This is a genomic window from Hyphomonas sp. J20-32 (assembly GCF_055808555.1).
In genome coordinates this window covers 2882689-2907097 of sequence record NZ_CM147873.1, presented here as the reverse complement: position 1 = coordinate 2907097, position 24409 = coordinate 2882689, and the positions used below count along the sequence as shown (strand labels likewise).

Sequence of the window (24409 nt, the reverse complement as noted above, 5' to 3'; positions counted from 1 at the left end):
AAATAGGCGATAGGAAATACGCAATGACGAATATGAAGCTACCGTTGACTATCGGCGCCGCGGTCCTGCTGGCGGCGATGCCGTCATGGGCTGATTCCCGATTGTATAACGCGACACCGAGCACAGTTGTCGCTTACTGGACAGCCGCAGGATGTGCTGGCGTAAAGGAGTCTGTTCAAGGCGACGGATTGATCGGGGTGGTTTGTCAAAGGAAGAAACTGGCGCCGGGTGAGTCTTCGGAATATCACTATAAGGATGGAACATCGGCACGAAGAATTTTCATTGAGCGCAGGAAAGGCGATACCGACGCGCCCGAAAATGCTTCGGCAAAAAGCGGTAACAAGGGCGGCAAAAAACGCTGTGCCGCGGTCATCGATTCAGATGACAGCCTCAAAGTGGTATGCGGCTACAGCCAATCGGAATATGCCGCCCTGAAATCGGCCAGGCAGTAATCGTCTTACAGAGTGGCTGAGCCGCTGTTGATAAGCTAACGTGAATCGGTGAATATCTGGCATTAGACCGCCAATGGGCGGGGTCCATACCGGCCGCCCCCTTCTTCGCCCGCATCAGCGCGCTCTACAGGGTGCTCGAAGCGCCGGACCTCTTCGCCAAACACCTCGCGCGCAGCCTTGCCCGCTAGCAGGAACGCGGCGATCCCAAGCCCGTCGCTTTGCCTGTCGCATCGGTCTATCGCCTCCGCACCGAACTTGGCGCCGTCGCCACGGCCCTGCAGGGACTGCTCAGCGCCGCACTGAAAACATGGGACAATTCTAGCTGCCTTCGACAGGCCTGTCAGACAGGTTTGCCGAACACGGACGGGCGTTTCCGGGCAGAGGCGCAGCCTTATGTGGTGTATTCTTGCCTATTACCCTCAGGATAATAGACGTCGTGGGATATGACAGTCAGTCTGGACAGAATTCTGGTCAACAGCGCGGCTGATTGCGTCAACCGCACCCCTTAATGGAGAAGAGAACTATGCCGCGGATTTCGAACATCTCGTCGGGCCTGGTCAGATTTCTGGCGTTGAGCGCTGTCATCGGCGTTGCCTCGACATCTGCCGCCAGTGCCGGAAACTGCAAAACCACAAAAAAATCTGGCCTGGCCTTAACCTCACTGGCCACGATGACGGTGATTAAGGTCAATAATAATACAGGCCTTATATTCACGGTGGATTATTATCGTACGGATACATTTCGCATCCGACGCGTGCTTGGAGCCAATGACCAGGATCAGAAACAATTCACCGTCAAAGATACAGGCAAGACGCCTATCAAGGCGGTCATCATGATGGATGACAAGAAAACAAAATTCGCGACTTGTGGTTATACGATCAAGAATACGACGAAAGACAGAGGCATGAAGAGCAGGACCGAATGGAGCCTCGACGGGTGCGAGCTGGATCCTGATCTGGATCCCTATTTCGCAACGATCCTCAAACTTGATTGTCAGAAATCCTGGAACAATTCAGCCAGTCAATGGAATACGCAGTTCATCATCAACGGCAAATAAGGGAGGCGAGGCGACGCGTCGGCCTTCACGCTGAATGCCGTGCGAGGCCCCGTCCGCGCCAAAAGGCAGGAACTGGTGGCGATCACCAGCCTCAATCCCCAAACTGCTCCAAATCTGTCAAAGTTCTACTATCGACATTCATACCATTCATCGCCGTCAGCGGCGTCGTCACACCCGGCGTCCATATCCGGGGCGTCAAGTAAATCACAACTTCCTTGTTCTGCTCGAAAGAGCGTTGTTCTGAACTGAAAAGATTCAGGATCGGGATACGCCGGATCCATGGCACGCCAGAATTCGACGTGTCGTGGCGTCGAAGGTTGAGGCCGCCGATAACCACTGTCTGGCCGTCATAGACACTGACAGACGTTGTCGCTGAATTGCTCGCCTTGGCTATCAGTGCATCGCCAATAGTTGCTTCGAACTGGGATTCCTCGACCTGCAAGTCAAGCCGGATAATATCGTCGGCCTGGACCGTGGGCGTGATATCGAGATTGACGCCAGCATCGATGGAATCGGCGCTGGTGATCGCCGCGCCGTCAACGCTCTTCTCGATTGTGACGAAACGCTGGTTCACGATAGCTACGGTGGCCTGCTGGTTGCTGCGCGCCGCGACGTATGGCCTAGACAACACCTGGGCCTTGTTTTGGCTGACCAGCAAGTCGATCAGCGCAGAAAATTGTCCCGTGTTTCCAGCCCCGTTCAGGAGGCTGAAGCTTATGTTTTTTCCGATATCGCCTGGAGACAGACCAAGATTGCTGAAATTGCCGGTCGCTCCATCGGAGAGGGTTGCTCCCAGTGCGGTAGTGACCGATACATCGAACTCGACAACAAGCGCCTCTATCAGAACATGCGGAACATCGCGGTCGGTCCTGCTCAGGACCGCGACAGCTCCCATGACGTCATCGCGCTGTCCGGCTAGATAAACCGTGTTCAATTCAGGCAGCGCCCCGAAGCTGATGGGCGTCGAGGAGCTGTCATCCTCGCTGCTGACATCGTCGGGGTAAAGGCCAGAGAGCAAACCAATCGCGTCCGCCGCAGCAATATGTTTGAGGGCGATTTCTTCGTAAATCGTGCCGCCTCCGCTGTCGTCGTTCGCCTCGATCTGGCCGCCGTGCCGAAAGACGAAGACGCCATCCTGGACAAAGGCGGAGACGCGTTGCGATCTCAGGATCTGGTTTATTGCCGCCAGCAGGGGCAAATTGTCGAAACGCACTGTCGCTTTGCCGTTCAGTCGGATGTCGGACAGATTAAAAGGCTCGCCGGATGCCTCGAAAATACGACCGATGACGCTTGATACGGATGCATCCTGCGTATCTATACTGACAAGAAACCCCGTCCCGTCGGGCGATTTTAGAACTTCGAATTTCCGGACAGCCTGTTCGTCCCGTTTCTGGCGGCCGTCCTCGAAATCCTTGGCTGATTGACGATAGGCATTCATGACGGCCAGAAACTTTGCATCGTCTTTGAGGTTCGGTTCGCTGATGCAACTGGCAACTGTCATCAGGCCAAGGATCAGCCCCAAGCGACCGACGAGGGGGCCAAGCCTTTTCGGATCAGTCAATCGCCGCTTCACATGCGTCTCCCACATTGCAACCATCATGTCAGCGGCACTCTGGGGTGAATTGGTGGTTGCATCTATTACATGCCAAGTAATAGCCCAGCCGCGAGCGCGCCGCCTGACCGAATTTTTCCAGTCACGCTTCGTCACGATCGAATTGGTTCCGCCGCGGCGCCCTTGTCAGGCGGATCAGCGAATGGCCCGCTATTGCGTTATGCAATCGTCTTGGATCGTACCGTCCGGCGAAGTCACTCTCAGCTTGCCCTGATGCTCCCATATCTCGAATTTGCCGTTACTGTAGCGAGCGCCGGATCCTGAGCGAACCAGAGCAAGCCGAACAGACTCTGCTGCTTCGCCGACAAACAGGTCTGCGGCTTGTCCGGACGGACTGTAGACAACCCGGACTCTCGTGCCGTCCGGGCAAGAAAGCTCGTTGGTTTTGGCCGTTTCCTGCGCCGACCCGGCCTGGTTGCTTGATGGCGGGCCACACGCGGCTGCCGCGAAGGCGCTCAATATCGCCGCAGCGACAACACGCACGTTTCTAGACCTGATCACAGCGGGACTCCTCCAAAATAAAAAATCCCAGTGCTTCCATCCAGGAATCCAGGAGTTGTGCGCGAAATTGAACTGGCATACGCAGCTGGCGCGGTCATTGCTCTTTGCCGAGCTGTTCTGCCTTGATACTGAGCAGCTGGTAGAAGCCGAGTCCGATGATCAAAATCACGGCGGTAATGATCAGGAAAGCCGGGTAGACCAGAAAGCTGACATCTTCAGCCCCGGCTTTGAAGATATAGATCAGTCCTTCTATGCTAACCGCGATGGTGACGATTACCAGGATCTTGTTCAGTGTCTCTCTGGCCTCTTTTGAGGAGCGCAGTTCCTTGTACCGGAACACTTCCTCTTCGATCATGTATTTTGCGACGTCGAGGATGGCGACAGAAATAATGATCGCGCCGACTGACCGCAGCATGACTGATATGAACTCTTCCTCAATGCTGGGATTGGTCAAAATATGCCGATAGACTTCAAATACCGACCAGAACATTGTTATTAAAGCCATCAGGGCCAGCGTCGTTGCTGCTGTAAGATAAATTGCACGCATGGCGCGCTCAAAGAATTGTTTCACAAATATGTCGCCCCATCGGCATTCGCGTCTGCGGGTTTGCACTGCGCGGGTGGAAACCGGTTCTCGCGGTCACCATGATTGCAGACCACTTCGAAGTCCATTACTCCACAGGTAATGGAGAAGACCGCACACTCACCGCACTAAGTGGAGCAGGTTATGACCGCCAGGCATGCGCGAGGAAACAGTCTACAAGGTTTCGTGCGGCATAGAGTACGACAAAGCAAAAAATAGGTGGCGCTCGAAATTCGGTGTCGAATTGCATCCGCGGAATGAGGCGCCGCCGAAGCAATCTGGCCCAATCTGAATTGCCGGTTTTCGCGACTCTATGGCGGACCAAAAAAATCAAAAGATCATTACCCTGCAGGTAATGGATAGGTTCTGCCGGATTTAGTAAATTGGATCGGCAACGGATCAATACCATAGGAGGGGTGTTGGCTCTGCCAAACCAGATTGCCTGCAAGAATAATGTCTTTCCCTGTAGGAAACCCGAATTGAGGCGCACAAGGCGTCGCCGTTCCCAAACTTGGCCGAAAAAAGGAAAAGCCATGACGATTACTATGCTTACTCGCACACGCTTCAGGACACTCTCGAGAATTGTTGCCACCGCCTTGTTCGCCTTCGGTACCATGGCTTTTGCTGCGCCTGCGGCCATGGCGGGAAGCTGCAAGAGCGACTCTAGCAGGAAAACCTCATTGACGAGCTTGGCAAATCCAACCGCGCAGACATCGATCAGGAACCGCACCAACACGCAGACCTACAATGTAAAGATCATCCGCGGAAGTACGACAAAGGTCGACACGAAACTCCTTGCGGGCGACGATGTGGATTTCCTCTCGCACATCTCGTCTTCTGCCACAAAAGATGAGGTGGCAGATATCACGGTCAAAATTGCAAACCTTGAGACCCCGGACAAAATCTCGACGTGCACTTACAAGGTCAAACTTGACGGCGAACTCAAATGGACGGCGACGCAAGACCCGATTTGCGACAATTCCACTCTCGTTTGTACGAACTGCGATATCATATGCGAGAAATCATACCATCCCGGCAAGAGTCGTTATCACACGGAATTCACGATCTCAGGCTCGTAACTAACTGTATCCTCCAGTTGGGCGTCCACGCCTGTGGCTCGGCGAGTCTTCTCATGAAGGCTCGCCGCAGTTCCCAGGGTCACAGCAATCGCGAAGCAGGCCAGGTTGGTTGTAGATTAATTCAGGGGGCGGACCTGAATGCATTAAGCAGGAATTGGGCGACTGAGGCGGTTTTTCCCAAAAGTTCAATGACTTGGCGAGACGATATAGAGGCAAAGACAATGAAACTCCGTTATCTTTTACTGGCTTCCATGATTTCACTGGTGCCAGGGCAGGCATTCGCCAAGTCAACGGCGACTGTCACCATTAAAAACCAGACTGGGACGGCCCTCCAGCTTGACTACAAGCCGGTCTTGTCAAAGCATATTTCCAGCCACACCAATGACTGTCCAGGGGATACCGCGCTGGGGGTCAACCGTTCCTGTACGTTTACAATAAAAACGCCCGATGCCACGCGCGCCGGATTGCAAGCGGTATATGCGATCATTGATCCTCAGGTGATCGACAAGAATGGAAATCCTGAAATTCTTGGATTCGTCGGGATAACGCTTCACAAAAAAACCTGCAAAAGCGGTGTAAAATTCGTGATTGGACAAACCAAATACAAATGGAAGACTGAGGATATATACAGCTTTAACGTTCCAAAGAAGCAGCAGCCGAAATACAAAAAAAAATATCATGTCACTGTCGACGTCGGTAGTTTTGGAAAATGCGGTAAAGGTGCGCGCGACGCGGTACTGTCGGCTAAACTCTATTGAGAATGGCGACCGGGGTTGTGCCCCGGTTTGGCGCTGTTGTCAGGGATATCGTTCACTGCATAGAGCCCATGTCTGAGCGCGGGCTGGATATCGTGAAAGGTGTTCCCTGGTGGGCGCTCCTTCTCCTTCATGGCGGAAAATGAGCGCTATATTACCTCTCGCATAATACACTCCGCATGGAAATAGTTCTAGTTAGGATGTTCATGGAGTGCGTTTGGCCTCGTGACGGCGGCTTGCTTGGCCCTGCCGTCAGTTGCGGCAGGGCGCTGGTTTACGCTCCCTCGTGTGACGTCCGGAGAATACATGCCCGATTATGTCAGTGAGAATTTGTGTTTTTGGCGAATCTTCGCTTTTGCTTCAGCGCCCTTGACTAACAGGTTCTCGAGCGGGTTGATTGTATCTTCCCTGCTTTGTTTTCTTGTAGCTTTGCCAGCGCAAGCAGCGCCCAAATGGTGCTATGTCGACAAGATCAAGTTCTCCAACAAGGGGGGGTACGACCTAAAAGTCGGCCTGAAGTACAAGAGTCAGGAAGCTGATGCGCATGGCGTCTATAAGAATGTCATGCACCTCGATATTGGTGTTTCTTCGAGCGTGGATCTGAACAACAAGGCTGGCAAGACGCCGAGCAACAAAGCTATCCCCGCCCTGACCGAAGGCGACGAGGTCTGGTTCGTTGGCGATATTATTGAAGGGGCAACGATGAATTGCCGCAAGGATGGTCACCGGCTGATCTACAAGGCCGGAGTCAACAAAACCATGAAGTTCTACTCCAGAGGCACAACTTTCAATGAGTTCCGCTGCCGGTATGACGGCAACATGGATAAGGACTGTTTCACAGGAGAGTGATCGATCGGTATTTTTTCGCTGGGACATATTATGCAAACGGATGTTCCAGGCATTGCCGACTGAATTGGCCTGGCACCTGAACGAAAGCGCAGTAAACGGAAAAAAAAGGAGAAACTTCCAATGAATATCCTCACCGCGTATCTCACTATCGGCACCTCTGCAGCATTTTCTTCGGCGCCTGTGTATGCGGGTTCTCACGCGTATGGCGGCACAGACCGAGGGGTGATTGTGTTTTGGACGGAATCAGGTTGCGCCGGTTCGAAGTACGATCGGGGAACTGATTGCAATATGGCTGCAGCAGAGATTTTGCCTGCAAGAAAACGCCTCTCGCGCCGGGACAATTCGATTCACACAGCCGTACACGAATGTCGTGTTGGCCCACGATCAACTTGACCACCAATTTGAAATTCATTGTAGCCGGAGACTAAAATGACCCACAAGAAATACTCATTGAAGCGAAATTACCGGACGGCCATGCAGGCGCTATTTGTCGCGGGCGCGATGTTCGCTGCGATCGGAGGCGGTTCTGCCGAAGCCGAAACCAAGACGTGTTTTGTCGACAAGATCAAATTCGAAAACAAGGGCGCTTACAAGGTAAAGCTGTCGCTGAGATATATCGATTCCGATCTGAACAAGAAAGAACATTACCACCAGATATCGATCGTGAATGCTGGTGCGGCCCACAGCGCAAACCTGGACACCAAGGCTGGCAAAGACCCATCGGGCGGCGGCACCCCGCTCAAGGACGGAGACGAAGTGTGGCTGACTGGAAAAATTGAACAGGGTGAGCACCAGAACTGCCGAAGGGACGCGCACAAGCTGATCTACAAGGCCGGCGTCAACAAGACGATGACGTTCTACTCTACTGGCACGACCCTCCTGAACAATAGCTGCCGGTACGAGGGAAACATTGACGCCGACTGCTACACAGGTGGCTGATAAACCTGCCCAGATATTCCAAGGACACTCCAGGAGGCCGGAATGCTCAAGTTGAACAAGGAAGCTTCGTGTCGTCGATTGCAGATGCTGTCGGCGCTGGCTGCAGGGGCGTTTTTAGCGGCCCTGAATCCTGCCAGAGCCGTCGCAGACACCAAGACCTGCTATGTCGACAAGATCAAATTTACCAATGAGGGGGCCTACACGGCTGCCGTGAGCCTGCACTACAAGGAACTGAAATCCAGCGCCGAACCGAGTTCGCGCGGACTGGACATAAACATCGTCCCGGATCCCGACAATGACCTCAACACACGGGATATCGTCAAGCTGACGGCTGGAAAATCAAGAACCATCAACCTTGATACGCAAGCAGGGAAGAACCCCACTACAGGCTTCAAGCCCTTGAGAGATGGCGACGAAGTCTGGGCGCATTATACGATCAAGGCGGTCAGGGGGGCGCCCCATAAGAGCTGCCGCAGGGATGGCTACAAGCTTGTCTACAAGTCAGGCGTCAACAAGACGATGAAGTTTCATTCGAAGGGAACGACTACCAATAACAATCGCTGTCGGTATGATGGGGGCGTAAGCAAGGACTGCTATACGGGCGAATGATGCATCCCACGTCCGCGACCAGCGGTACCAGCAGCAGCTCGATTCTGTGACAGGACGATAAAATTAGATCGGACACGGCGGAATAGAAAGACTGGGTCGTAGTCTCGGGTGAACATTTTCCGGCTTCGCCTGCTTGTGAAACTCGGTCCAGATGGCTTCTGATTCTTCGTCCGCCGGTGGATGCAGGCTGTAATAAAATTCGGGAAAAGTACTGGCGGGCTGGATAAGGGGCGGCATCACAGAGAATGTCATGTAATTGATGCTCGCGACTCCCAAATGCGTTTTATAGCGCAGTACCAGTCCCGTTGTACCTGTGTATTCGTCACTCATTTTTTTCCATTCATCCGGAATATCGGCCAGATGCAACATGCTGGAAATGTGCTTTTGGCCAATATTTTGGTCTCGCAGCTTCTGCCTGTACAAGACTTGGACATAGGCGCTCGCGAACTCTTCCCAGTTCTCTATGTGACGTCTCAATCCTTGCGGGTGAAATAATATCTGAGGAAATGAGAGAAACCCGTCATCAAATACTTCGGGCAGGTCGCCAGCAAATTCAAGCCATGTTGCCATAGTCAGGTTCATCCTGACAACGCGAGATCGAATATCCGCAATCGAAGCCAGGTACGGATCCATGTGGCACACCATTTTTTTGGTGAAGCGATAGAATTCCGACGAAGGTTCCGACCAATCGAGTTCAGGATCGGGTTCTTTGATGGAGCTCGCATACCCAAGAAGATTTAGCATCCGGTTTCCATCGCGCGCAGGTATATCTAATTCAGTCACAATTCGTTCGACTGCAGACCGGCTCGGGCGCGATCGTCCATTCTCAATGAAACTGACATGCCTCTGCGACTGTCCAACCCGGTCGCCAAATTCTTCTTGAGAAAATCCACGGCGCAGCCGCCATTCCCGGATGAATGCACCTAGTGCATTCACGTTCTCAGACGCAAAATCCATCTACCCTCGGTCCCCTGCATTTTCTTGTGCGCTCTATATACAAAAAAGCTGTATACGCACCTTTCAAACTGCTTCGAACCATACGATTTGCCGGTTTGAAAAGTAAAGAGTGGTCGCAATGCGATGGCGAGCTTTTCCGCCTGTTCGCCTGGAACGTCGCCCTTGCGAAATGAACAGCATCCAGCATCTATGCAAAAAAAAATTTGGCCAAGTGGTTCTGTTCGAGTTTGAATTGATTGCAAATTGAGAGGTGATCAATGACGAAAGTTGGTAGCCTTTCGCGCGCGAGGAAAAAAATGCGTCGAACGCCCAGCCACTAGCATCGGAATAAAAAAAATTTCTTCGTCAATCAAATCCACCGATGGCTTGCTGACAATACAAATGTCCCGTTCCATTCTTGGCGGCTTTGGCTCACAGGAAGCAATCCGTGACGACATTTTGTGGCGCTGGTTTTCATTTCCACAGCCACGAGATTCGAAACGACCACCGGACGTCAATCACGTGTTATCACCATCAGAGGCGCTGGTGCATCGCTACCGGCTGACACTGACGAAACTGGCTGCGAGCTCGCAGCCAGTTTCGCCAGCATATCATGGCACAGTTAGAATCCGGACGCGCGCGGATGTGTCAACACAGCTGAATTTGGCGGGACCCGACAAGCCAGGGCCCTCACCCTCGATTGCACCCTGAGGTTAATCATCCTCGCTTGGTGCTTCAGGTCCGGTGCCTTTGACAGTGCCGGGTTTTGAGCTGGCGTCTAGTTGGGCCCGCATTTGTTTCCGAGGCCGTCGACTGGATCCCCTGACTTGCCCATTTTTTTGGCCGCGTCCGTGTATTTCTCTTTGACGTGCCACTCGTTCTGAAGGGTTGTGCCGTCCGTCTTGGTTTCGATCTGGCAACCAGGCGTCAGGTAGAGGGCGCGGTCCTTGCTTCTGCCGGCGGCAATATTGATTTCAAGGTGGTAGTTGCAGCTCGCTGGGACCACGAAAGTATCGTACTGGTCGATGTTGAGGCTGTCGGAGAACTTCATGTTGAAATCGATGCAAGCGGGATTGATCGGCCTGTCGGTGGGCTGCTTCGATTTCGCGTGAAGGCGCACTTTGTCGACTGTATAGATGCCGGCGACTCCGTATACAATCGCACCGCATACTGCGCTGTCTGTCATGCAATAAGGATCGGTGTACCGATTGCGCTCGTAGGGGTCAGCAAAGGCGCTTGGCGCCAGTCCAATCATCAGCAGCGCGGCGATTGTTCCCGTGACCAGTTTGGGGCGTTGGTTGAGTTGTGTCATCTCGTGATTTTGCGTCATGATACATTCCTGGTTGCTGTTTAGTCGATCATGAAACGATGCCACAGCCCGCCCAGCCGAACCATTACCCGAAAGGTAATGGAAAGGCGCGTCGGTTCGGAATACTTTTCACGCAACGCCGTTTTTGCGCCGAGCCTCAACGCTTGGAGCCTTGCTGCTGCTGTCATCAAAAACGTATACGAATAAAATATATCGAGAGCGAAAATGAAAAAACAGATCGCTGCGGCACTTTTGCTTTCCTGCTTTCTGGCGTCGACTGCTGGGGCAGAGGAGGCGTCTTACAAGACTCGCCAGTTTGGATGCAATCTAGCCAGTCAGGGGGCCGACTATTGGTGCGCGATGAGGGGAATGAAATTTGCCGATAATACGTTCAATTTTGGCTTGTTCACGAAAAGAACCTATCCGATCGCGCGGATTTGGTTCCGCGCTCATCTTGTGGGCGACAGTGGTGACTACAAGCTTATCTCCAAATATGAAAAGAATATTCAGTACAAGAGGGGGGTTGTGGTCGCCTTCAATGAAGAATGGCTGGCGGGAAAGCTCGATACAGACGTGGCTACGCTCCGGAAAAAGGGATTCCGCGCCTATATGAAAATTCGCTCTGCGACCGATGTTGACGTTGGTCGCCAGGACCAATGCCCCAAGGCGGAGGCCGCCTATGACAGCGCCAACCAGAAATGGACGTGGCGCAAGGCCGGAACGAACGGTACTTGGAAGGATGCGGGTAGAAAGAAAATGTTCATGTATGGCAATGGGGGCAGCGTGAATAACGTGAGTTGCCACATCATGTTCATTGGTGAGCATGATTGATGGGGGAATCTGTCCAGCCGACCTCGATCCGCCGGCGTCAATCAGTTTGCAGCGCCAAGCCAATCTGACTCCAATTCTGGACCGGCGGGCCCCTCCGGCACAAAACCAAACAGTTCATTGCTGTAGCTGATCGGGAATTGATTTTGCGTCCCGAAAGCAGGCAGCCGCCAGCTTACCCAGTCCGTGAGGGGACGGAGAATAGATTCATGGTCGAAAGTCGAAACGCAAATTGGAACAACAAGGTACTGATAGGCCAGGGCGTCTCGAACCGCGTTGCGTCCGAGTTGACAAGCGAGAAACTTGTCCTGCCGTTTCTGTTCACAGCTGTTGGCGGAACGGTCTTCGTTGCCGCCCTGCTGGTGCCGATTGTCACCGCGTCCAAGCTGCTGACACAGATTGTCCTGGCGCCGCTAGTTGCCGTTGCTGGGAAGAACAAATGGTTTCTGGTATCAGGGGCCATAGCGATGGCGACTGCGCTTATCACGATATGCCTTACGGTGAATTTGGTTTCAGCAACTTTGTTGATCATTATTTTTCTCGCCGCCTCTATCGTGCTTGGTGTGACGGCAGGTGTCAGCTCCCTCGCCTACAAGACCATGTTGGGGCGCATTTTGCCTGCGCAGGCCAGCAGCCGGTTGCTGTTTACCCAATCGGGAATTGCCGGTGTTCTGGCTATTCTTGTCGCGTTTGCGTCGCAATCGATTCACACGCCTGCGACGTCGATCGCCGCGCATCAGGAGCTGATCTGGCTGGGTATCGGCATGGTCCTGATTTCTGCCGGTTTGCTGGCAGTCCTGCGTGAGCCGGCAAGAACTATAGTCGACGAAACCTCAGTTCCGAAGGCGGGATCTGGTCGCATACAACAGCTTGCCGAAAGCTTCAGGATCGCTTTTGCTTTGCCTTGGTTTCGGACATTTCTGGTGGCGCGCGCGCTGTTCCTGTCGATTGAACTGGCGGCTCCATTCTACTCCATTCACGCCGCGACATTCCATGGCGACAATGCGAGTGGTCTCAGCTCGTTCGTTATCGCGTCCGCGCTCGGTCTCATGCTCGGCGGGTATATTTGGCGCCGTGTGCCGGGAGGGGCGGTTCGTCTGATTCTTGTTCTGTCGGCATGCGTGGCCGGCCTGGGTGGCGCCCTCGCATTGGTCATCGAATTGCAGCCTGCATTGCAGACAACCATGGTCTATGCCGGCGTTCTGGTTCTGGTTGCCGTAGGTGCTCTTGGTATTGTGAATGGACGGACGGGTTACCTGATCGATATGGCGACCGACGACGTCCGCGCCTATTGCGTGGCCGCTTCCAACGTGATGACCGGCCTGTTCGCGATCGTCTTCGGTATCGTCTTCGGCGGGTTGGCCAGCCTGCAGGGCTTCACCCTGCCAATTCTCGTGATGATCGCGTTGAACATGGGCGCGGTGGTCGTTGCCTTGAAAATGGACGAGTACACTCCGAATACTGAGCAGAATGTCGCCTGACCGGCGGCCTCCCATCGCGAGTGCGTCCATTACCCATTAGGTAATGGATAAAAAAGGGGGATTGCTCCAGAATTCGCACAAATCTGGAGTGGGGGACTGATAATGCCGCAGGCCAATGCAATCAATCTTATGCGCCTTTTGCGGGGCGGCGCCCTATCCGCGTTGGGCTTTGCCGGAATCGCGGCCTTCGGTGGTGAGGCGCTGGCGGGAAATTGCAAATCTACAAACCGTCAAATTGACCATATGGTCATGATTGCTGACACAAAGGTCAGAAACGACTCGAAAGAGGCTACCTTCAGAGTCATCTTCATGCTCGACGGGGTTGCAAAGAAAGATGTTGAACTGGGTCCGGGTGAATCTGCGGAATACAAGCTCAAAAAAGACGAATCGAGAAGCGATCTCAAATTCAAGGAAAGCCATGATCTCACCGTCGGGATTTCCAGGCCGAAATACAGCAGGTTCACATTCCATCCCGTCACGTGCGGGTACAAGACCACTTTAGTCAGTCGAAAGAATAAAGCTGGAACATCCATATTCTCGCTCCAATGGCGCACGATAGATGACTATGGCGGCGCGATGTGCAGCCCGCCATGGAGTTCGAACGGTTACGCGCTGGACTGTGAAAAGACCTTCAGGGTCAATGCTGGCCGCTATGAAACGACGTTCAAAATATCGGACTGATCAGGAGCCTTCGAGTGAAACAATGGGAAATATATAGCTAATGGCACCACATCGAAATGTTGATATCACGCGTCGCCTTCGCGCTGGTGCCATTTGCGTATTGGGTTTGACAATCGGGTCTGTAGCCTTTTCCGGAGACGCCTTTGCCGGCAACTGCAAGGACACAAGGCGAACGCTGAAAGGCCCGAATGATCAGCCATCGGCTGACACGACCGTCAAGAACCGCACGAAGGAAAAGACCTTCACCGTCTCGATTTTACGAGGCGATGGAGTAAAGGAAACAAAGTCGATCGGCCCCGGAGAGAGCGCCAGCCATCTCTCCAAAATGCAAACAGACTCGTCTTCGAATACAGACTTCGTGGTGCGTATTGTGCCAGTGACGACAGCGAGTGAAGGAGAACGGAAAAAAGCGACGACGGAATGCCAGTACTCGATCAAGGTGAAGAAGAATACGACAGGCAACAAAATCGCAACCGGTCAGGGGTCGGACAAAAGTGACTATGACAAAGTATCCTGGGTCGGCGAGGAAGGCAGTGTCTGTGCCCCTGCAGAGAAACCGCTTTGCGCTAGCTGTGTAGTCACCTGCGACAAGACCTATCGGCCAGGAAAATTTCGTTACAACACGACGTTCACGATCAAGGATTGAGGCCGCGTTCGAGGCGTTTCTCGCATAGTGTGATGGCACAAGGGGAAGTTTGATGAACCAGAAAGAGAAACGAGGCTGGCGCTTGTCGCGTCGGGCTCCAATGGCGATGGGTGTCGGCGCTGGCCTTATTCTGGCAGTCGGGAATGCGCATGCCGGGCAGTGCAAAAAGACGTCGAGGACTTATGATGGAAGTGGCTCGTGGGCGGCACATACGACGGTGAAGAACAGAACTAGTGATCAGACTTTTGTAGTCCAGATTTTGCGCGGGAATGGCGTGAAGCATGAGAAAGAAATCGGGCCCGGCGAGGACGCCGGCCATCTCGCAAAAATGAGCAGTGGTAACGGTGACCCGGATTGGCCGGTCGACCTGGCAGTGAAGCTCAAGCCCAGGGGCGGCGATGAGACGAGCGCTGCAACCTGCACCTATCGGGTCGATCAGGTCGGAATCGATGGCGGGAATGCCCACTTTCGATGGGAGCTCTCAGGGCCATTGCTTTGCGACGGCAAGGAAAAAGATCTGTGTGATGGATGCGAGGTTGGGTGCCAGAAATCATATGATCGCAGCAAAACCAGATACAACACGACGTTTACGATCAAACACTGAGCAACCCTTGATGTGGTCGAAGTGCCCTGAAGGCATGGGAGAAAATTATGCGCATGGAAAAAGCGGAAAAGACTTGGCGCGCAACACACAAGATCGTGTTGGTGGTGAGTATTCTCATCGGGTTCACGATCTCTGTCGGCCAGGCGCATGCCGGCTCGTGCAAAAAGACTTCGAGGACATTCACGGCAACCGGCTTCAGCGCGGACACGACAGTCAAGAACCGTACCGATGATCAGATACTTGTCATTCAGATATTGCGTCGTAATGGCGTGAAGGAAGAAAAAGAAATCTATCCCGGAGAAAATGCCAGCCATCTCGCGAAAATCGAGAAAGGCGCAATGGAAGCGGATTGGCCGATTGACCTGTCTGTGAAGATCAAGCCAAAGGGCGGCGATGAGGATAGTGTCGCGACCTGCGTCTACAGGGTCAATGAGGTACGCACCGGGTCTGGCGGGGCCCACTATCGATGGGAATTGGCGGGGGATTCGCTTTGTGACGGCAAGGAAAATGACTTGTGTGAAGGGTGCAAAGTCGAATGCGACAAGACGTACCACCCGGGCAAAAACCGGTACAGCACGACGTTCACGATTGCAGACTGATGACGCGCCGGCAGCTTCTGGCGCATTTTGTCGAAGGAGGCGCCGGTGATGGCGGTGCACGAGAAAACGAAGGAATGGTCATGACAATTCTGAACAATGCCAGGCAGCCAGTATTCCTCCGCAAGAGGCGCGTGATGATGAGCCTGTTCGTCGGCATGCTCGTCATGAGTGGCGAGGCGCAGGCTGGAGCCTGCAAGCTAACGGAGCGCCACGGAAGCAATAATGGCGTGTCAGCGGATACGACGGTGAAGAACCGCACACTCGACAAGGATTTAACAGTGGTGATCCTGGAGGACGCCGAGGAAGTGCACCGTAAGGAGATCGGGCCTGGCGAAAATGCGAGCAAGCTTAAAAAGATCGGCCAGCGGGGCACGAAGGATATTTCCATTCAGATATCTCCGAGCAGCGATGCAACCAGTGTCGCTACCTGCGCCTACCGGGTGAAATACATTACCGGCAAGGAAAACGTAGAATGGCGATTGGGCAAGGAAATGGAGGCTCCTTGCACGGATGTCGAGAAGCTATGCGCCGACTGCGCCATTTCCTGTGACAAGTCCTTCCGCAAAAGCAAAGGGCGTTTCAATACCAACCTCACGATTACCGACTGACTGCCAGCTCCGATAGTTGAAGAGTGCCCCCGCTAGACAGCTCGCCAGGTCAGCGCTTGCCGGGCGTTAAGGCCGTGTGCGGTGGCACTTGTGAACCGCCATTCTTAAACATTTGGTTATATGGCCGGATCGTAACTGGCGGGGCCGCCAGCGCGGGCATAACCTGCAATGAAGGGATGGCGGGGGCGCTTGATCGGATTGTGAATGGAGCTGGCCGATGTTCTATCCGGAGATTCCCACGCGCTTGCCGATGATGTCCGGCAATCCGCTGCCGAAGGGCGTGATTGCAGGCGCGCAGGTCGATGCCCTTCGCCTGCTGACGGACCCAGAGACATTCGGCGGCCGCACGCCGGCCTATTTTGACACCGCAGTGTCCCACCTGATCGTTGATGGCCAAGATCTTTTTATCCTGCGCAAGCCGCTCGATCATGTCGGCTTCAAATGCGCCACGGTGAAGGATCGCTGGAACTGGTGCGAAACGCAGTGCATGCGGGGATTTTCCCGCCTCGGCGCGGTATCGGCGCGGCCCTTGCCACTGGTCAGGCGCGAGCGTCGGCTTTGCCTTGGTGGACCCGGAAGTATTCGGGACTGGGTCCTCAAGATTACATGCGAATCCGTCATAGTCGAGCCGGGATTCATCACTCTGCGTCGCGCCGCTTAAAACAATAATTCGAGGCGAGTAGACTCTCGAATACTCGCCTAATTGATGTGATGACGGTATTGTACAGCCACTATATATGTTCCCGAGTAGAAGTTCGGGTCTTCTGCTGAAGTCCAGGGAAGAGGCAATGTCGTCAGAACGCATCGATTGGGACAATCTGCGGGTCTTCAGGATCGTCGCTGAACTCGGCAGCATGAGTGCCGCGTCGGCGCGTCTTGGCGAGTCGCCGCCAACCATTGGCCGCAAGATTGATGACCTTGAAAAGGCGCTCAACACGCAATTGTTCGTGCGTTCAACACGCGGCGTTGAACTGACGGAAGTCGGTAAGGTGGCCCTGCGGCATGCACATGCCATGGCAGATGCGGCCAATCTCATCGACCAGCAAGCGTCCGACAGGAGCCAGCCAGCGGAAGGTGTCATTACGCTTGCAACCGGCGACGGGCTTGGTCCCTACTGGATCGCGCCGCGCCTTCCGGTCTTCCAGCAGGTCAATCCGCGCATCCAGATCAAGATGAGCGTGCTCGAGCACACGCCTGACATCGAGGCCGGAGAGGCCGATATCGGGATACAATTCACAGAGCCGAAGAGCCACGACCTCATTTCACGCCGGTTGGGTACGCTGCACTATATAAGTTTCGCCTCGGCCGAATATATCGAGGAACATGGCGCACCGAACAGCATGTTCGAATATTTCCGGCACCAGTGCATCCTGCACCAAGCTTATGTCATGCAGATCGAACGATGGGCACCGAAAATGTCGGAGCTCAAGAAAATGATCAATTTTGCGTTCGTCACCAATTCAGCGAGTTCGATGATTGAAGTGTGTAAGAACGGAGGCGGGATTGCCCTGTTGCCGTCCTATATCGGCACGGTCGCGCCAACGCTCGTGCCACTCGAACTTCCGGAAGTCGCGCCTATCGAGTTCTGGCTCACTTACACGGAACGTGTTTGGCGCCTGCCCCAGGGCAGGATCGTTCTTGACTGGTTGAGAAGCATCTTCGAGGCGAATGATGCATTCTGGTTCTCAGATGAGTTCATCCACCCCAACAGGGCCAGCAACCGCGCAGAAGCGCTGAAGCCATTCACGCCGCCGGACCCGTCAGCTGCTGGATAGGGCCTTCAGAACGCGGGCCATGGTTTCAAGCTGCTCGGTAGACTTGGAGCGGTCGATCCAGTCGTGGCACTCGGTGCGGACTCTCACCGACGGATCTTTTGAAGCGTTGTCCGTGTCGCTGTCATCCTCGAACAGGTCGGCAATCGGCACACGCAGGGCTTCGGCTACAGTGGACAGCATGCCAGCGCTGAGGCGATTGGTCCCTGTCTCATATTTTTGCAACTGCTGGTGACTGATACCAAGTTCCGAACCGAGCTCGGCGAGCGTACGATTCTGCGCGATTCTGAGTGTACGAATTTTCCCGCCAACGAGTTGGTCAACGCGTGTGGGGGCCCGTGAACTGGACTGTCTTTGTTCTTGCTGCACGTGAAAATACCCTTCTTTAGCGTGATATGAATTTCGCGCACTGCGTGTTTAGGCAAGCCAGACAGTTATCAAAAATATGAAATGCCGAGGGCTTTTGTAACGCAGGTACTGACGAGGCTGCCATCGGGAGAGGAAAAACCAGAGATTCTAATAACCTTAGGTTTCAAATTCATATTTCAAACCTTTGGCGGGCTAGTAGTCCTTTTTCCACCTTATGGAGAGCTTGTTCTCGCCAGTCGAAGTGGTTTCTGATGTCACGGAAACTCGATCCACAGGCTCCCATTCGACTTCGACCGAACTGCCGTCTGCGCCCGCAGCATTCAGTTGCAGGTAGACGTCGTCAGCAAGGTATTGGCCGACACCAAGTTCCGCATTCCCAGCCTCGTTCGATCCGAACGACAGGCGGTCCACACCCAGAATGGCCTGCAGCCCGGCTGCGGGGTCGAATCCGGCGCTGCGACCGCTTAGACGGGCAATCGAGGACGCCAGCTGCGCAGCCTCGACGGGCGACAAGTCGATGGACGAGCGTCCGAACAGCAATCGGGACAGGATCTCGTCCTGAGGCAGGTCCGGCGTGCTTGACAGCTCAAACACCGGGTTTGTCGGTTTGCCCGAGACTTGTACGCGGGCAGCGAAGCCATTGACGGACCGGGAGGCGTCAATGGCCATGCGTGCCGTGTCGAGCGGACCGTCGAATGTGACCCTTCCGGTATCGAAGACGAAGGGGCGCCCCGCGAGGTCCAGGTCGCCGCGGATCATGGTAGCCTGACCCGACAGGCTGACGTTCGAAACAGTCCCGGTCGCTGTGAGGTCGAGCGCCCATTCGCTGTCGAGGCCCCGGCCGGTGACGAAGACACGCCGCGCAGCGTCGATGTCGATGTTGAGGTTGAGGGATTGGCGCAACTTGCTCGGAGTATTGGTCGGTTCGTCGCCGTCGCTCCAGCGAACGTCGATGGCTTTCGAACTCGAAGACGGGAGATTGTCGAGAGACATGCGTGCTTCGTCGACTGTGAGTTTGCCTGACACGAGGCGACCGTTTTGGTTCTCGTCATATGTCACCTTGCCGCTGAGGCGCGCTGAGTCGCCATCGCGCTCATAAACGAGCAGCCGGTTCAGGTCGGCAGTCAACCGACCGGTTTTCTGGCCGATCGCCCCATCCAGCGCCACAGATCCGTTTCCGGCACTCTTGCCCGATCCGTTGAGGGATATTTGCCTATCGGCATAACTGGCCTTCAGGGCGATGTCAGTCAGTTTGAGCCCCGTCGTGCCGAATTCGTATATGCCTCCAGTGACGGTTGCATTGGCTTTATAAACGGGCTTGGAGAGCGATCCTGTGACGGTCGCCGCAGCATCGATCCGACCACCGATATCGTGGCCATAGGCAAGCGCGGCAGTGTGCAATGCGCCCAGGTCGCCGTTCAGTGTTGCGCGTCCAGTCAGGGATTGCGCGCGGTCCAGGCTGGCGAGGGATTTGGCTGACGGCTTGATAGGCAAAGCCACGTCAGCAACGAGGACGAGGCCCTTGCCGTAATTGCTCCTCGCGTTGACCTTCATAGTGGTGGCATCCAGTCGACCGGTCAGGTCGAGCGAAAGTGACGTATCGAGTCCGGGAACAGGGCTGGTTGCGGAGAAGGCAAAGGACCCCGACGGTGAGAGGCCGATGGGTTGGAATTCGCCATGGCCATTGAGGCGGGCGTCGACCTCGCCGAGATTGGCAAGCGCAAACAGGGCGCCGAAGTCCACGGCTTTGACATCGACCACCAGCAGCGCCGTTTCACCTGAGCCTGAAAGCTCGGCCGTGACCTCTCCGCCGAGCACCGAAAGCCGACCCTCAAGGTCGGGAACCTCACCAAGGCTCCAGCGAGCGGGTTCCGGAGTTCTGAATGGCTCGCCGAGCGCAGTGCCCGATAGGCTGAGCGTGCCATTGGGCGAGGTTCCCGACAGGTCAGCTCGTCCCGACACCGCAAAATCGAACGGACGCGAAGGTTGGTCGCTCTTTAGGTCGGCTTTGAAGTCGTAGCCGTCCCTGTTGTTCTTTATATCTGCCGTGAAAGTATCAAGTCGGATGGCCGCTGGCAGTTTCGCGCCACTACCATCGGCGTGGGCCACGATCGACATCGGGTCCTGGCCTACCTTCTCGATGCTGACGGTTGCGCGAAGGCTTTCGATTTGCACATCGTCGGTCGTCAGGCCTTCCCCTTCGGCGTTTGCCACCAAGATAAGATCGCCCGCCTGGCTGATCTCGGCGTGCCCGGTGAGGCCGAGTGGGCCGTACGTGCCCGTTGCGTCGCTGATCATCGTGACGCCATCGGCGCGTACGAAACCGGCAGACAGCTTCAGCACTTCACCTGCGAAATTTCCGGCCAAGGCCAATGGCCCCTCTATTCGACCACCGGTAATGCGGAGTGTGGTCGTGGCCTGGACGCCGTCAATATTGCGGGACCCGACCTGGAAAGCACCACCTGTCGATGCAAGGTCCAGATCGCGAGCGTTCGACGGTCCCGAAAGGCGGATATTGCCGGAATGCAGGTCATACGTGTTGCCGCCGATTTCAATAGGGGCGGTTTGCGCAAAGTCGAAGTTCAACCTGCTGGCACCGCCAATGCGGTACACGCCGCCTCCGTCGAACTGAATGCCGGTGCCTGAGAGAATTGCTTTGGAGATGCCTATCGTTTTGCCATCGATCGCGATCGACGCATTCAATTTCGGCGCACCGCCGACCAGTGGCTGTACCGGGTCCGGCAATCCGGAAAAATCGGCGCCAGCAAGGACCGTCTCGATTTGCGGCTTGTTAAGTGAGCCGTGCGCGCGAAATGTTCCTGACGCCCGCCCGCCGAACCCGCCGGGCAGGCTGCGGAGAGCCTGGTCTACCGTACCGCGTAAATCCAGTGTGCGTGCCTTCGGGCTCAACCTGCCCGAGGCAGAAACCTTGCCCTCAGGCAACTCAAGTACGGAAGGTGCCAGGGTGATAATTCCGGTTTCGCGGGCGTATACGCCACTTGCCACCAGGTGGGGCCGGTCGCCGATCAGGCCGGACAGGTTTTGGTTGCCCGACAGGATGCCTTCACCCACGAGGTCGGCGTTGAACGGAATCTGATTGGGCTTCAGAGAGACCGTTACGGGCCCGGAAAGCCTTGTGAAGGACAGGTTCGCTCCCTCATGCGCAACAAGGTTCGCTCCGCCGGCATATGTTGGCGCATCGTCGGCGACCTCGAGTGTTCCGTCGAGCGAGAGGTCAGCGGCTATACCGGTCAGGTCGGAGAGCCCCGTGAAATCGAGCTTGATTGTCGCCGGGCCATTAAGGGACCTTGTATCAAGGTTTGCCTCGCCTTTGGCGGCCAGCGTCCCAGATGCCATGGTTGCGGACAGGTCAAACGCCGCCAGGTCCTTCTCAATGTCGGCGCCCAGAATGAACCTCGCGTTCGCGCCGAGTATTTGTCGTGCTGCGTCTGGAACGGGCAGGGCAGTTGCATCGAGATCGGCGTTTGCGGTTAGCCGTCCTCCCACGATCTTGGCCGTCATCGACGCTGCGTCTTCGCCCGAGACCTTCAGCAGGATGTAGCCGTCGCCTTCGTCCAGCGTCCCGTCAGCCGAGGCACTCAGATTGGCGCTTTGCCCGTTCTCAAGTTTCAGAAGTGTCGCGAAGGTTCCGCCGGCGGGCGCTTCGCCCTCGGCATCCAGATTGAAACGGCCGGCTGCGTCTCGTTGGGCATCGATCCTGAACCGGTCGCCAAGGCCCTCAAGTGGCGCAACGTCCAGCTTGGCCCTGACGACAGCGTCGCGTCCGCTGGAAAACGCGCCGGTGACGCTGAATGCGGCTGCCGGCCCGGCGACACCTTCGGCGAGCGAAAGCTTGTCTATGCTCAGGTCGTCGAGCGTGACGGTCCAGTTGCTGCTCCCTGACGTTTCGCTCGGTGTCGTTTCGGGGCGGCGCAGGACCGATATTTCGTTCGCACTGACGAGATTGAGTTCCACCTTGCGGGACAGCAGCGCGCGCGGCGTCCAACTCAAATCGATGTCGCTGCTGTCGAGCCACTTGCCATCGGCATCGGCGATCGACAGCCTGTCGAGGTGAATCTGCTTGAGAGGATCCCCTGTCAGGCCTGATGCCGATATCGTTCCGAGACTACCGACTGTCCGACCGTCGATTTGCGACAGGACATAGGCGCGCCCGCCATCACTATTGATCCAAAAGCGCGCGCCCATCGCCGTCACAAGCAGGAGGGCAAGAATTCCCGCTATTCCGGACGAGATTGGCCGGCGACGGACGAAATTGAGCGCTGCTGGAAATCGGGCCATCAGAATGACTGCCCGATAGACACATAGAACTGGACCGGGTCCTCCCCGTCGCGCCTGTCGAGCGGCGTTGCAATATCAACCCGGATCGGACCGAAGCCGGGATAGTACCGAAAGCCGATGCCGACGGCGGTGCGTAGCTCCTTGAAAACATCGTCGGCGCTGTCGGCCGCCGCGCCGCTGTCAACGAAGAGTACATAGCCGCGCTTGTCACTCCGTCGCCAGCGCAGCTCGGCGGACATGTCGAACAGGCTGCGGCCGCCTATCAGGGCGCCGGTTGCGTCGCGCGGCGACAGGCTCTGGTATTCAAATCCGCGCACCGATCCGCCACCGCCTGCGAAGAACAGTCGGTCGATCGGAACGGCGTTGGATCCAAGGAAAGCGCCGAACTCGCCACGCAGGGCGGCGACGAACGGTCCGTCCGCGATCTTGTGATAGGTGGAGCCGGTCAGAAGCATGCGTGTGTAACCAGCTGACGCATCGCCGAGAGACAAGCCGGGTTCGACGCCGAGAAAGGCGCGCTGGCCCGATTGCGGGTCCAGCGGCTGCCTTACGGTCGAATAGGTTGCGGCGAGCGGAAAGGAAAGCGTGTACAGCTCGCGGGGGGCCGACAAGGTGCTGAGGCGCGACTCCTTCGTTCGCGTGGCATCAACCGATGCACCGGCTGACAGTGTGAAATTCTTCCTGAATGGCTGCGAGAGCGCCGCGCCGACCTTGAGACCCTGCAGGTCGTAGGCATCGGTCTCCTCGCCGCGAATGCCAGCTTCGGCCGTGAGCGTGCGCCCGTACCGGCCAATGTTCGGCCTCGTATATTTTGTGGTCAGATTGCGCGCGAGCGTTGCCACTTCGCCCTGTACACGGAGCGTATCTGCCCGACCGGTAATGTCGCGGCGTTCCCAGAACGCGTCTGCTCCAACGCCATTGGTTGTCGAGGCTGTGACGCCAGCTCCGACGGAACGACGTTTTGCGTCCGAAAGCGTAAGTTCGACCGGATAATATCCATTTTCGTCAGGCGTCTTCGCGACGGCAACCCCTATCCCGCTGAACAGACCGCTGCTGCGCAGGCGGACACGCAGCTGGTCGATCTTGTCAGGCGTATAGGCGTCTCCCGGCGTCCAAGTCCGGAGGGCGCAGATTGTTTCGTGCCTGCATGCGCCTGAATCCAGCACGACGATGTCTCCGAGCCGAACGAACGGGCCGGGTTTCAGCGCGTATGTCAGCTCGACATTCTTGTCCTTGCGCGACGCCAGTACGTCTATTCCGCCGCTTTCGGCAAACGCATGGCCGCCCTGGCGAAGTCTTCGGAGGAATTGCGCTTCCAGCGTTTCGATGTCGGATGTCCTCGCGGGCGCGCCGATGGCAAGGGTCTGTCGGTCTTCGTCCAGTGATGCCCGGAGCCGGTCGTCTACAACGGAGTCGAGTGTTACCGCGACAGACGCCACCTTGAACATGTCGCCGGCGGTGACGTCCAGGCGCGGTTTCTTGTCGATGCTTTCAATCAGTTCAGGCGATACAACGGCTGCGAGATAGCCTTCGGATGCGAGGAACTCCTCCAGCGTGTCTGCAGAAGCCGCCGCCTTGCGTCGGGATTCGAGTACGCTGCGAGGCGCTGCATCATCTGTTTCGAGCACCGCCTTTGCCTTCGCGTCCAAGCTGGAAGGGACCCCCTTCAGCTCGACCGGCACCTGCCGGCTGACGGATCCGGCGCCGTTTTCGCCTTGTCCGGGGAAACCGGCGCACGCTGTCACGGCGCCCAGCAGGCACACGCCCGTAGCCGGGTGCGTCAGAGCGCTCCCGGCCAGGGTGGTCAAGCGGGCAAGCCGGTGTGACATCGAAGAATTTAC

At 55.8% G+C, this 24409-nt stretch carries 25 protein-coding genes; 16 read left to right on the top strand and 9 right to left on the bottom strand.

All coding sequences use genetic code 11. The features are described 5' to 3' along the window. Positions 1–23 precede the first annotated feature (23 nt). Positions 24–452 (top strand): hypothetical protein, encoded by a 429-nt coding sequence (locus AC0L7I_RS14055; RefSeq protein WP_473397052.1) that lies wholly within the window; start codon positions 24–26, stop codon positions 450–452. Between the two features lie 523 nt (positions 453–975). Next, positions 976–1509 (top strand): hypothetical protein, encoded by a 534-nt coding sequence (locus AC0L7I_RS14050; RefSeq protein ID WP_473397051.1) that lies wholly within the window; start codon positions 976–978, stop codon positions 1507–1509. A 91-nt stretch (positions 1510–1600) separates the two neighbouring features. On the opposite strand, the gene AC0L7I_RS14045 is transcribed toward AC0L7I_RS14050, so the two are convergent. From AC0L7I_RS14045 to AC0L7I_RS14035, 3 genes are all read right to left on the bottom strand, one after another. Beyond that, complete coding sequence (locus AC0L7I_RS14045; protein WP_473397050.1) at positions 1601–3217, bottom strand: type II secretion system protein GspD; 1617 nt, start codon at positions 3215–3217, stop codon at positions 1601–1603. A gap of 54 nt (positions 3218–3271) precedes the next feature. Next, a complete protein-coding gene (locus AC0L7I_RS14040) occupies positions 3272–3622 on the bottom strand; it encodes an MliC family protein (RefSeq protein WP_473397049.1) in 351 nt (116 codons plus the stop codon). A 94-nt stretch (positions 3623–3716) separates the two neighbouring features. Beyond that, entirely contained in the window at positions 3717–4193 is a 477-nt protein-coding gene (locus tag AC0L7I_RS14035) for a hypothetical protein (RefSeq protein WP_473397048.1), read from the bottom strand. 692 nt (positions 4194–4885) lie between these two features. Between AC0L7I_RS14035 and AC0L7I_RS14030 the strand changes: the two genes are divergently transcribed. The 5 genes from AC0L7I_RS14030 to AC0L7I_RS14010 all read left to right on the top strand — a co-directional run bounded on the left by AC0L7I_RS14030 (position 4886) and on the right by AC0L7I_RS14010 (position 8436). Then, positions 4886–5284: a hypothetical protein gene (locus tag AC0L7I_RS14030; protein ID WP_473397047.1), complete on the top strand. Its 399-nt coding sequence runs from the start codon at positions 4886–4888 to the stop codon at positions 5282–5284. Between the two features lie 221 nt (positions 5285–5505). After that, on the top strand, positions 5506–6042 hold the full coding sequence (locus tag AC0L7I_RS14025; RefSeq protein ID WP_473397046.1) for a hypothetical protein: 537 nt from the start codon (positions 5506–5508) through the stop codon (positions 6040–6042). A gap of 303 nt (positions 6043–6345) precedes the next feature. Beyond that, the gene (locus AC0L7I_RS14020) at positions 6346–6888 is read left to right on the top strand and encodes a hypothetical protein (RefSeq protein ID WP_473397045.1); all 543 of its coding nucleotides are present in this window, start codon (positions 6346–6348) and stop codon (positions 6886–6888) included. A gap of 429 nt (positions 6889–7317) precedes the next feature. Beyond that, positions 7318–7827: a hypothetical protein gene (locus AC0L7I_RS14015; protein WP_473397044.1), complete on the top strand. Its 510-nt coding sequence runs from the start codon at positions 7318–7320 to the stop codon at positions 7825–7827. A gap of 42 nt (positions 7828–7869) precedes the next feature. Further along, the gene (locus AC0L7I_RS14010; protein ID WP_473397043.1) at positions 7870–8436 is read left to right on the top strand and encodes a hypothetical protein; all 567 of its coding nucleotides are present in this window, start codon (positions 7870–7872) and stop codon (positions 8434–8436) included. 63 nt (positions 8437–8499) lie between these two features. Here AC0L7I_RS14010 and AC0L7I_RS14005 read toward each other — a convergent pair whose 3' ends face one another. From AC0L7I_RS14005 to AC0L7I_RS13995, 3 genes are all read right to left on the bottom strand, one after another. Further along, positions 8500–9393, bottom strand: coding sequence for a helix-turn-helix domain-containing protein (locus AC0L7I_RS14005; protein ID WP_473397042.1), 894 nt, complete (start codon positions 9391–9393; stop codon positions 8500–8502). A 757-nt stretch (positions 9394–10150) separates the two neighbouring features. Beyond that, positions 10151–10684: a hypothetical protein gene (locus AC0L7I_RS14000; protein ID WP_473397041.1), complete on the bottom strand. Its 534-nt coding sequence runs from the start codon at positions 10682–10684 to the stop codon at positions 10151–10153. 38 nt (positions 10685–10722) lie between these two features. Continuing rightward, entirely contained in the window at positions 10723–10869 is a 147-nt protein-coding gene (locus AC0L7I_RS13995; RefSeq protein WP_473397040.1) for a hypothetical protein, read from the bottom strand. A gap of 37 nt (positions 10870–10906) precedes the next feature. Here AC0L7I_RS13995 and AC0L7I_RS13990 point away from each other — a divergent pair, with 37 nt between their 5' ends. From AC0L7I_RS13990 to AC0L7I_RS13950, 9 genes are all read left to right on the top strand, one after another. Further along, on the top strand, positions 10907–11512 hold the full coding sequence (locus tag AC0L7I_RS13990; protein ID WP_473397039.1) for a hypothetical protein: 606 nt from the start codon (positions 10907–10909) through the stop codon (positions 11510–11512). Positions 11513–11649: 137 nt separating this feature from the next. Next, the gene (locus AC0L7I_RS13985; RefSeq protein ID WP_473397038.1) at positions 11650–12990 is read left to right on the top strand and encodes an MFS transporter; all 1341 of its coding nucleotides are present in this window, start codon (positions 11650–11652) and stop codon (positions 12988–12990) included. Positions 12991–13092: 102 nt separating this feature from the next. Next, a complete protein-coding gene (locus AC0L7I_RS13980) occupies positions 13093–13671 on the top strand; it encodes a hypothetical protein (RefSeq protein WP_473397037.1) in 579 nt (192 codons plus the stop codon). Positions 13672–13771: 100 nt separating this feature from the next. After that, complete coding sequence (locus tag AC0L7I_RS13975) at positions 13772–14317, top strand: hypothetical protein (protein WP_473397036.1); 546 nt, start codon at positions 13772–13774, stop codon at positions 14315–14317. 52 nt (positions 14318–14369) lie between these two features. Then, positions 14370–14921 carry a hypothetical protein gene (locus AC0L7I_RS13970; protein ID WP_473397035.1) on the top strand — a complete coding sequence of 184 codons (552 nt, stop codon included), beginning with the start codon at positions 14370–14372 and terminating at the stop codon, positions 14919–14921. Positions 14922–14974: 53 nt separating this feature from the next. Then, complete coding sequence (locus tag AC0L7I_RS13965) at positions 14975–15520, top strand: hypothetical protein (protein ID WP_473397034.1); 546 nt, start codon at positions 14975–14977, stop codon at positions 15518–15520. Continuing rightward, on the top strand, positions 15520–16128 hold the full coding sequence (locus AC0L7I_RS13960; protein WP_473397033.1) for a hypothetical protein: 609 nt from the start codon (positions 15520–15522) through the stop codon (positions 16126–16128). Before AC0L7I_RS13965 ends, AC0L7I_RS13960 begins: the two co-directional genes overlap by 1 nt. Before the next feature lie 217 nt (positions 16129–16345). Then, positions 16346–16789, top strand: coding sequence for a hypothetical protein (locus AC0L7I_RS13955; protein ID WP_473397032.1), 444 nt, complete (start codon positions 16346–16348; stop codon positions 16787–16789). A gap of 127 nt (positions 16790–16916) precedes the next feature. Beyond that, positions 16917–17903 (top strand): LysR family transcriptional regulator, encoded by a 987-nt coding sequence (locus AC0L7I_RS13950; RefSeq protein ID WP_473397031.1) that lies wholly within the window; start codon positions 16917–16919, stop codon positions 17901–17903. On the opposite strand, the gene AC0L7I_RS13945 is transcribed toward AC0L7I_RS13950, so the two are convergent. From AC0L7I_RS13945 to AC0L7I_RS13935, 3 genes are all read right to left on the bottom strand, one after another. After that, positions 17889–18269 carry a helix-turn-helix domain-containing protein gene (locus AC0L7I_RS13945; protein ID WP_473397030.1) on the bottom strand — a complete coding sequence of 127 codons (381 nt, stop codon included), beginning with the start codon at positions 18267–18269 and terminating at the stop codon, positions 17889–17891. The genes AC0L7I_RS13950 and AC0L7I_RS13945 overlap by 15 nt on opposite strands. A 192-nt stretch (positions 18270–18461) precedes the next feature. Then, positions 18462–22568: a translocation/assembly module TamB domain-containing protein gene (locus AC0L7I_RS13940; protein ID WP_473397029.1), complete on the bottom strand. Its 4107-nt coding sequence runs from the start codon at positions 22566–22568 to the stop codon at positions 18462–18464. Beyond that, positions 22568–24397: an autotransporter assembly complex protein TamA gene (locus AC0L7I_RS13935; protein ID WP_473397028.1), complete on the bottom strand. Its 1830-nt coding sequence runs from the start codon at positions 24395–24397 to the stop codon at positions 22568–22570. Before AC0L7I_RS13935 ends, AC0L7I_RS13940 begins: the two co-directional genes overlap by 1 nt. Between the last annotated feature and the right edge of the window lie 12 nt (positions 24398–24409).

Bases quoted from the DNA above. Each gene is read 5' to 3' on its own strand.
- AC0L7I_RS14055 (WP_473397052.1), top strand. From the start codon at position 24: ATGACGAATATGAAGCTACCGTTGACTATCGGCGCCGCGGTCCTGCTG.
- AC0L7I_RS14050 (WP_473397051.1), top strand. From the start codon at position 976: ATGCCGCGGATTTCGAACATCTCGTCGGGCCTGGTCAGATTTCTGGCG.
- AC0L7I_RS14025 (WP_473397046.1), top strand. From the start codon at position 5,506: ATGAAACTCCGTTATCTTTTACTGGCTTCCATGATTTCACTGGTGCCA.
- AC0L7I_RS14020 (WP_473397045.1), top strand. From the start codon at position 6,346: ATGCCCGATTATGTCAGTGAGAATTTGTGTTTTTGGCGAATCTTCGCT.
- AC0L7I_RS14015 (WP_473397044.1), top strand. From the start codon at position 7,318: ATGACCCACAAGAAATACTCATTGAAGCGAAATTACCGGACGGCCATG.
- AC0L7I_RS14010 (WP_473397043.1), top strand. From the start codon at position 7,870: ATGCTCAAGTTGAACAAGGAAGCTTCGTGTCGTCGATTGCAGATGCTG.
- AC0L7I_RS14005 (WP_473397042.1), bottom strand. From the start codon at position 9,393: ATGGATTTTGCGTCTGAGAACGTGAATGCACTAGGTGCATTCATCCGG.
- AC0L7I_RS14000 (WP_473397041.1), bottom strand. From the start codon at position 10,684: ATGACACAACTCAACCAACGCCCCAAACTGGTCACGGGAACAATCGCC.
- AC0L7I_RS13995 (WP_473397040.1), bottom strand. From the start codon at position 10,869: ATGACAGCAGCAGCAAGGCTCCAAGCGTTGAGGCTCGGCGCAAAAACG.
- AC0L7I_RS13990 (WP_473397039.1), top strand. From the start codon at position 10,907: ATGAAAAAACAGATCGCTGCGGCACTTTTGCTTTCCTGCTTTCTGGCG.
- AC0L7I_RS13980 (WP_473397037.1), top strand. From the start codon at position 13,093: ATGCCGCAGGCCAATGCAATCAATCTTATGCGCCTTTTGCGGGGCGGC.
- AC0L7I_RS13970 (WP_473397035.1), top strand. From the start codon at position 14,370: ATGAACCAGAAAGAGAAACGAGGCTGGCGCTTGTCGCGTCGGGCTCCA.
- AC0L7I_RS13965 (WP_473397034.1), top strand. From the start codon at position 14,975: ATGGAAAAAGCGGAAAAGACTTGGCGCGCAACACACAAGATCGTGTTG.
- AC0L7I_RS13960 (WP_473397033.1), top strand. From the start codon at position 15,520: ATGACGCGCCGGCAGCTTCTGGCGCATTTTGTCGAAGGAGGCGCCGGT.
- AC0L7I_RS13955 (WP_473397032.1), top strand. From the start codon at position 16,346: ATGTTCTATCCGGAGATTCCCACGCGCTTGCCGATGATGTCCGGCAAT.
- AC0L7I_RS13950 (WP_473397031.1), top strand. From the start codon at position 16,917: ATGTCGTCAGAACGCATCGATTGGGACAATCTGCGGGTCTTCAGGATC.
- AC0L7I_RS13940 (WP_473397029.1), bottom strand. From the start codon at position 22,568: ATGGCCCGATTTCCAGCAGCGCTCAATTTCGTCCGTCGCCGGCCAATC.
- AC0L7I_RS13935 (WP_473397028.1), bottom strand. From the start codon at position 24,397: ATGTCACACCGGCTTGCCCGCTTGACCACCCTGGCCGGGAGCGCTCTG.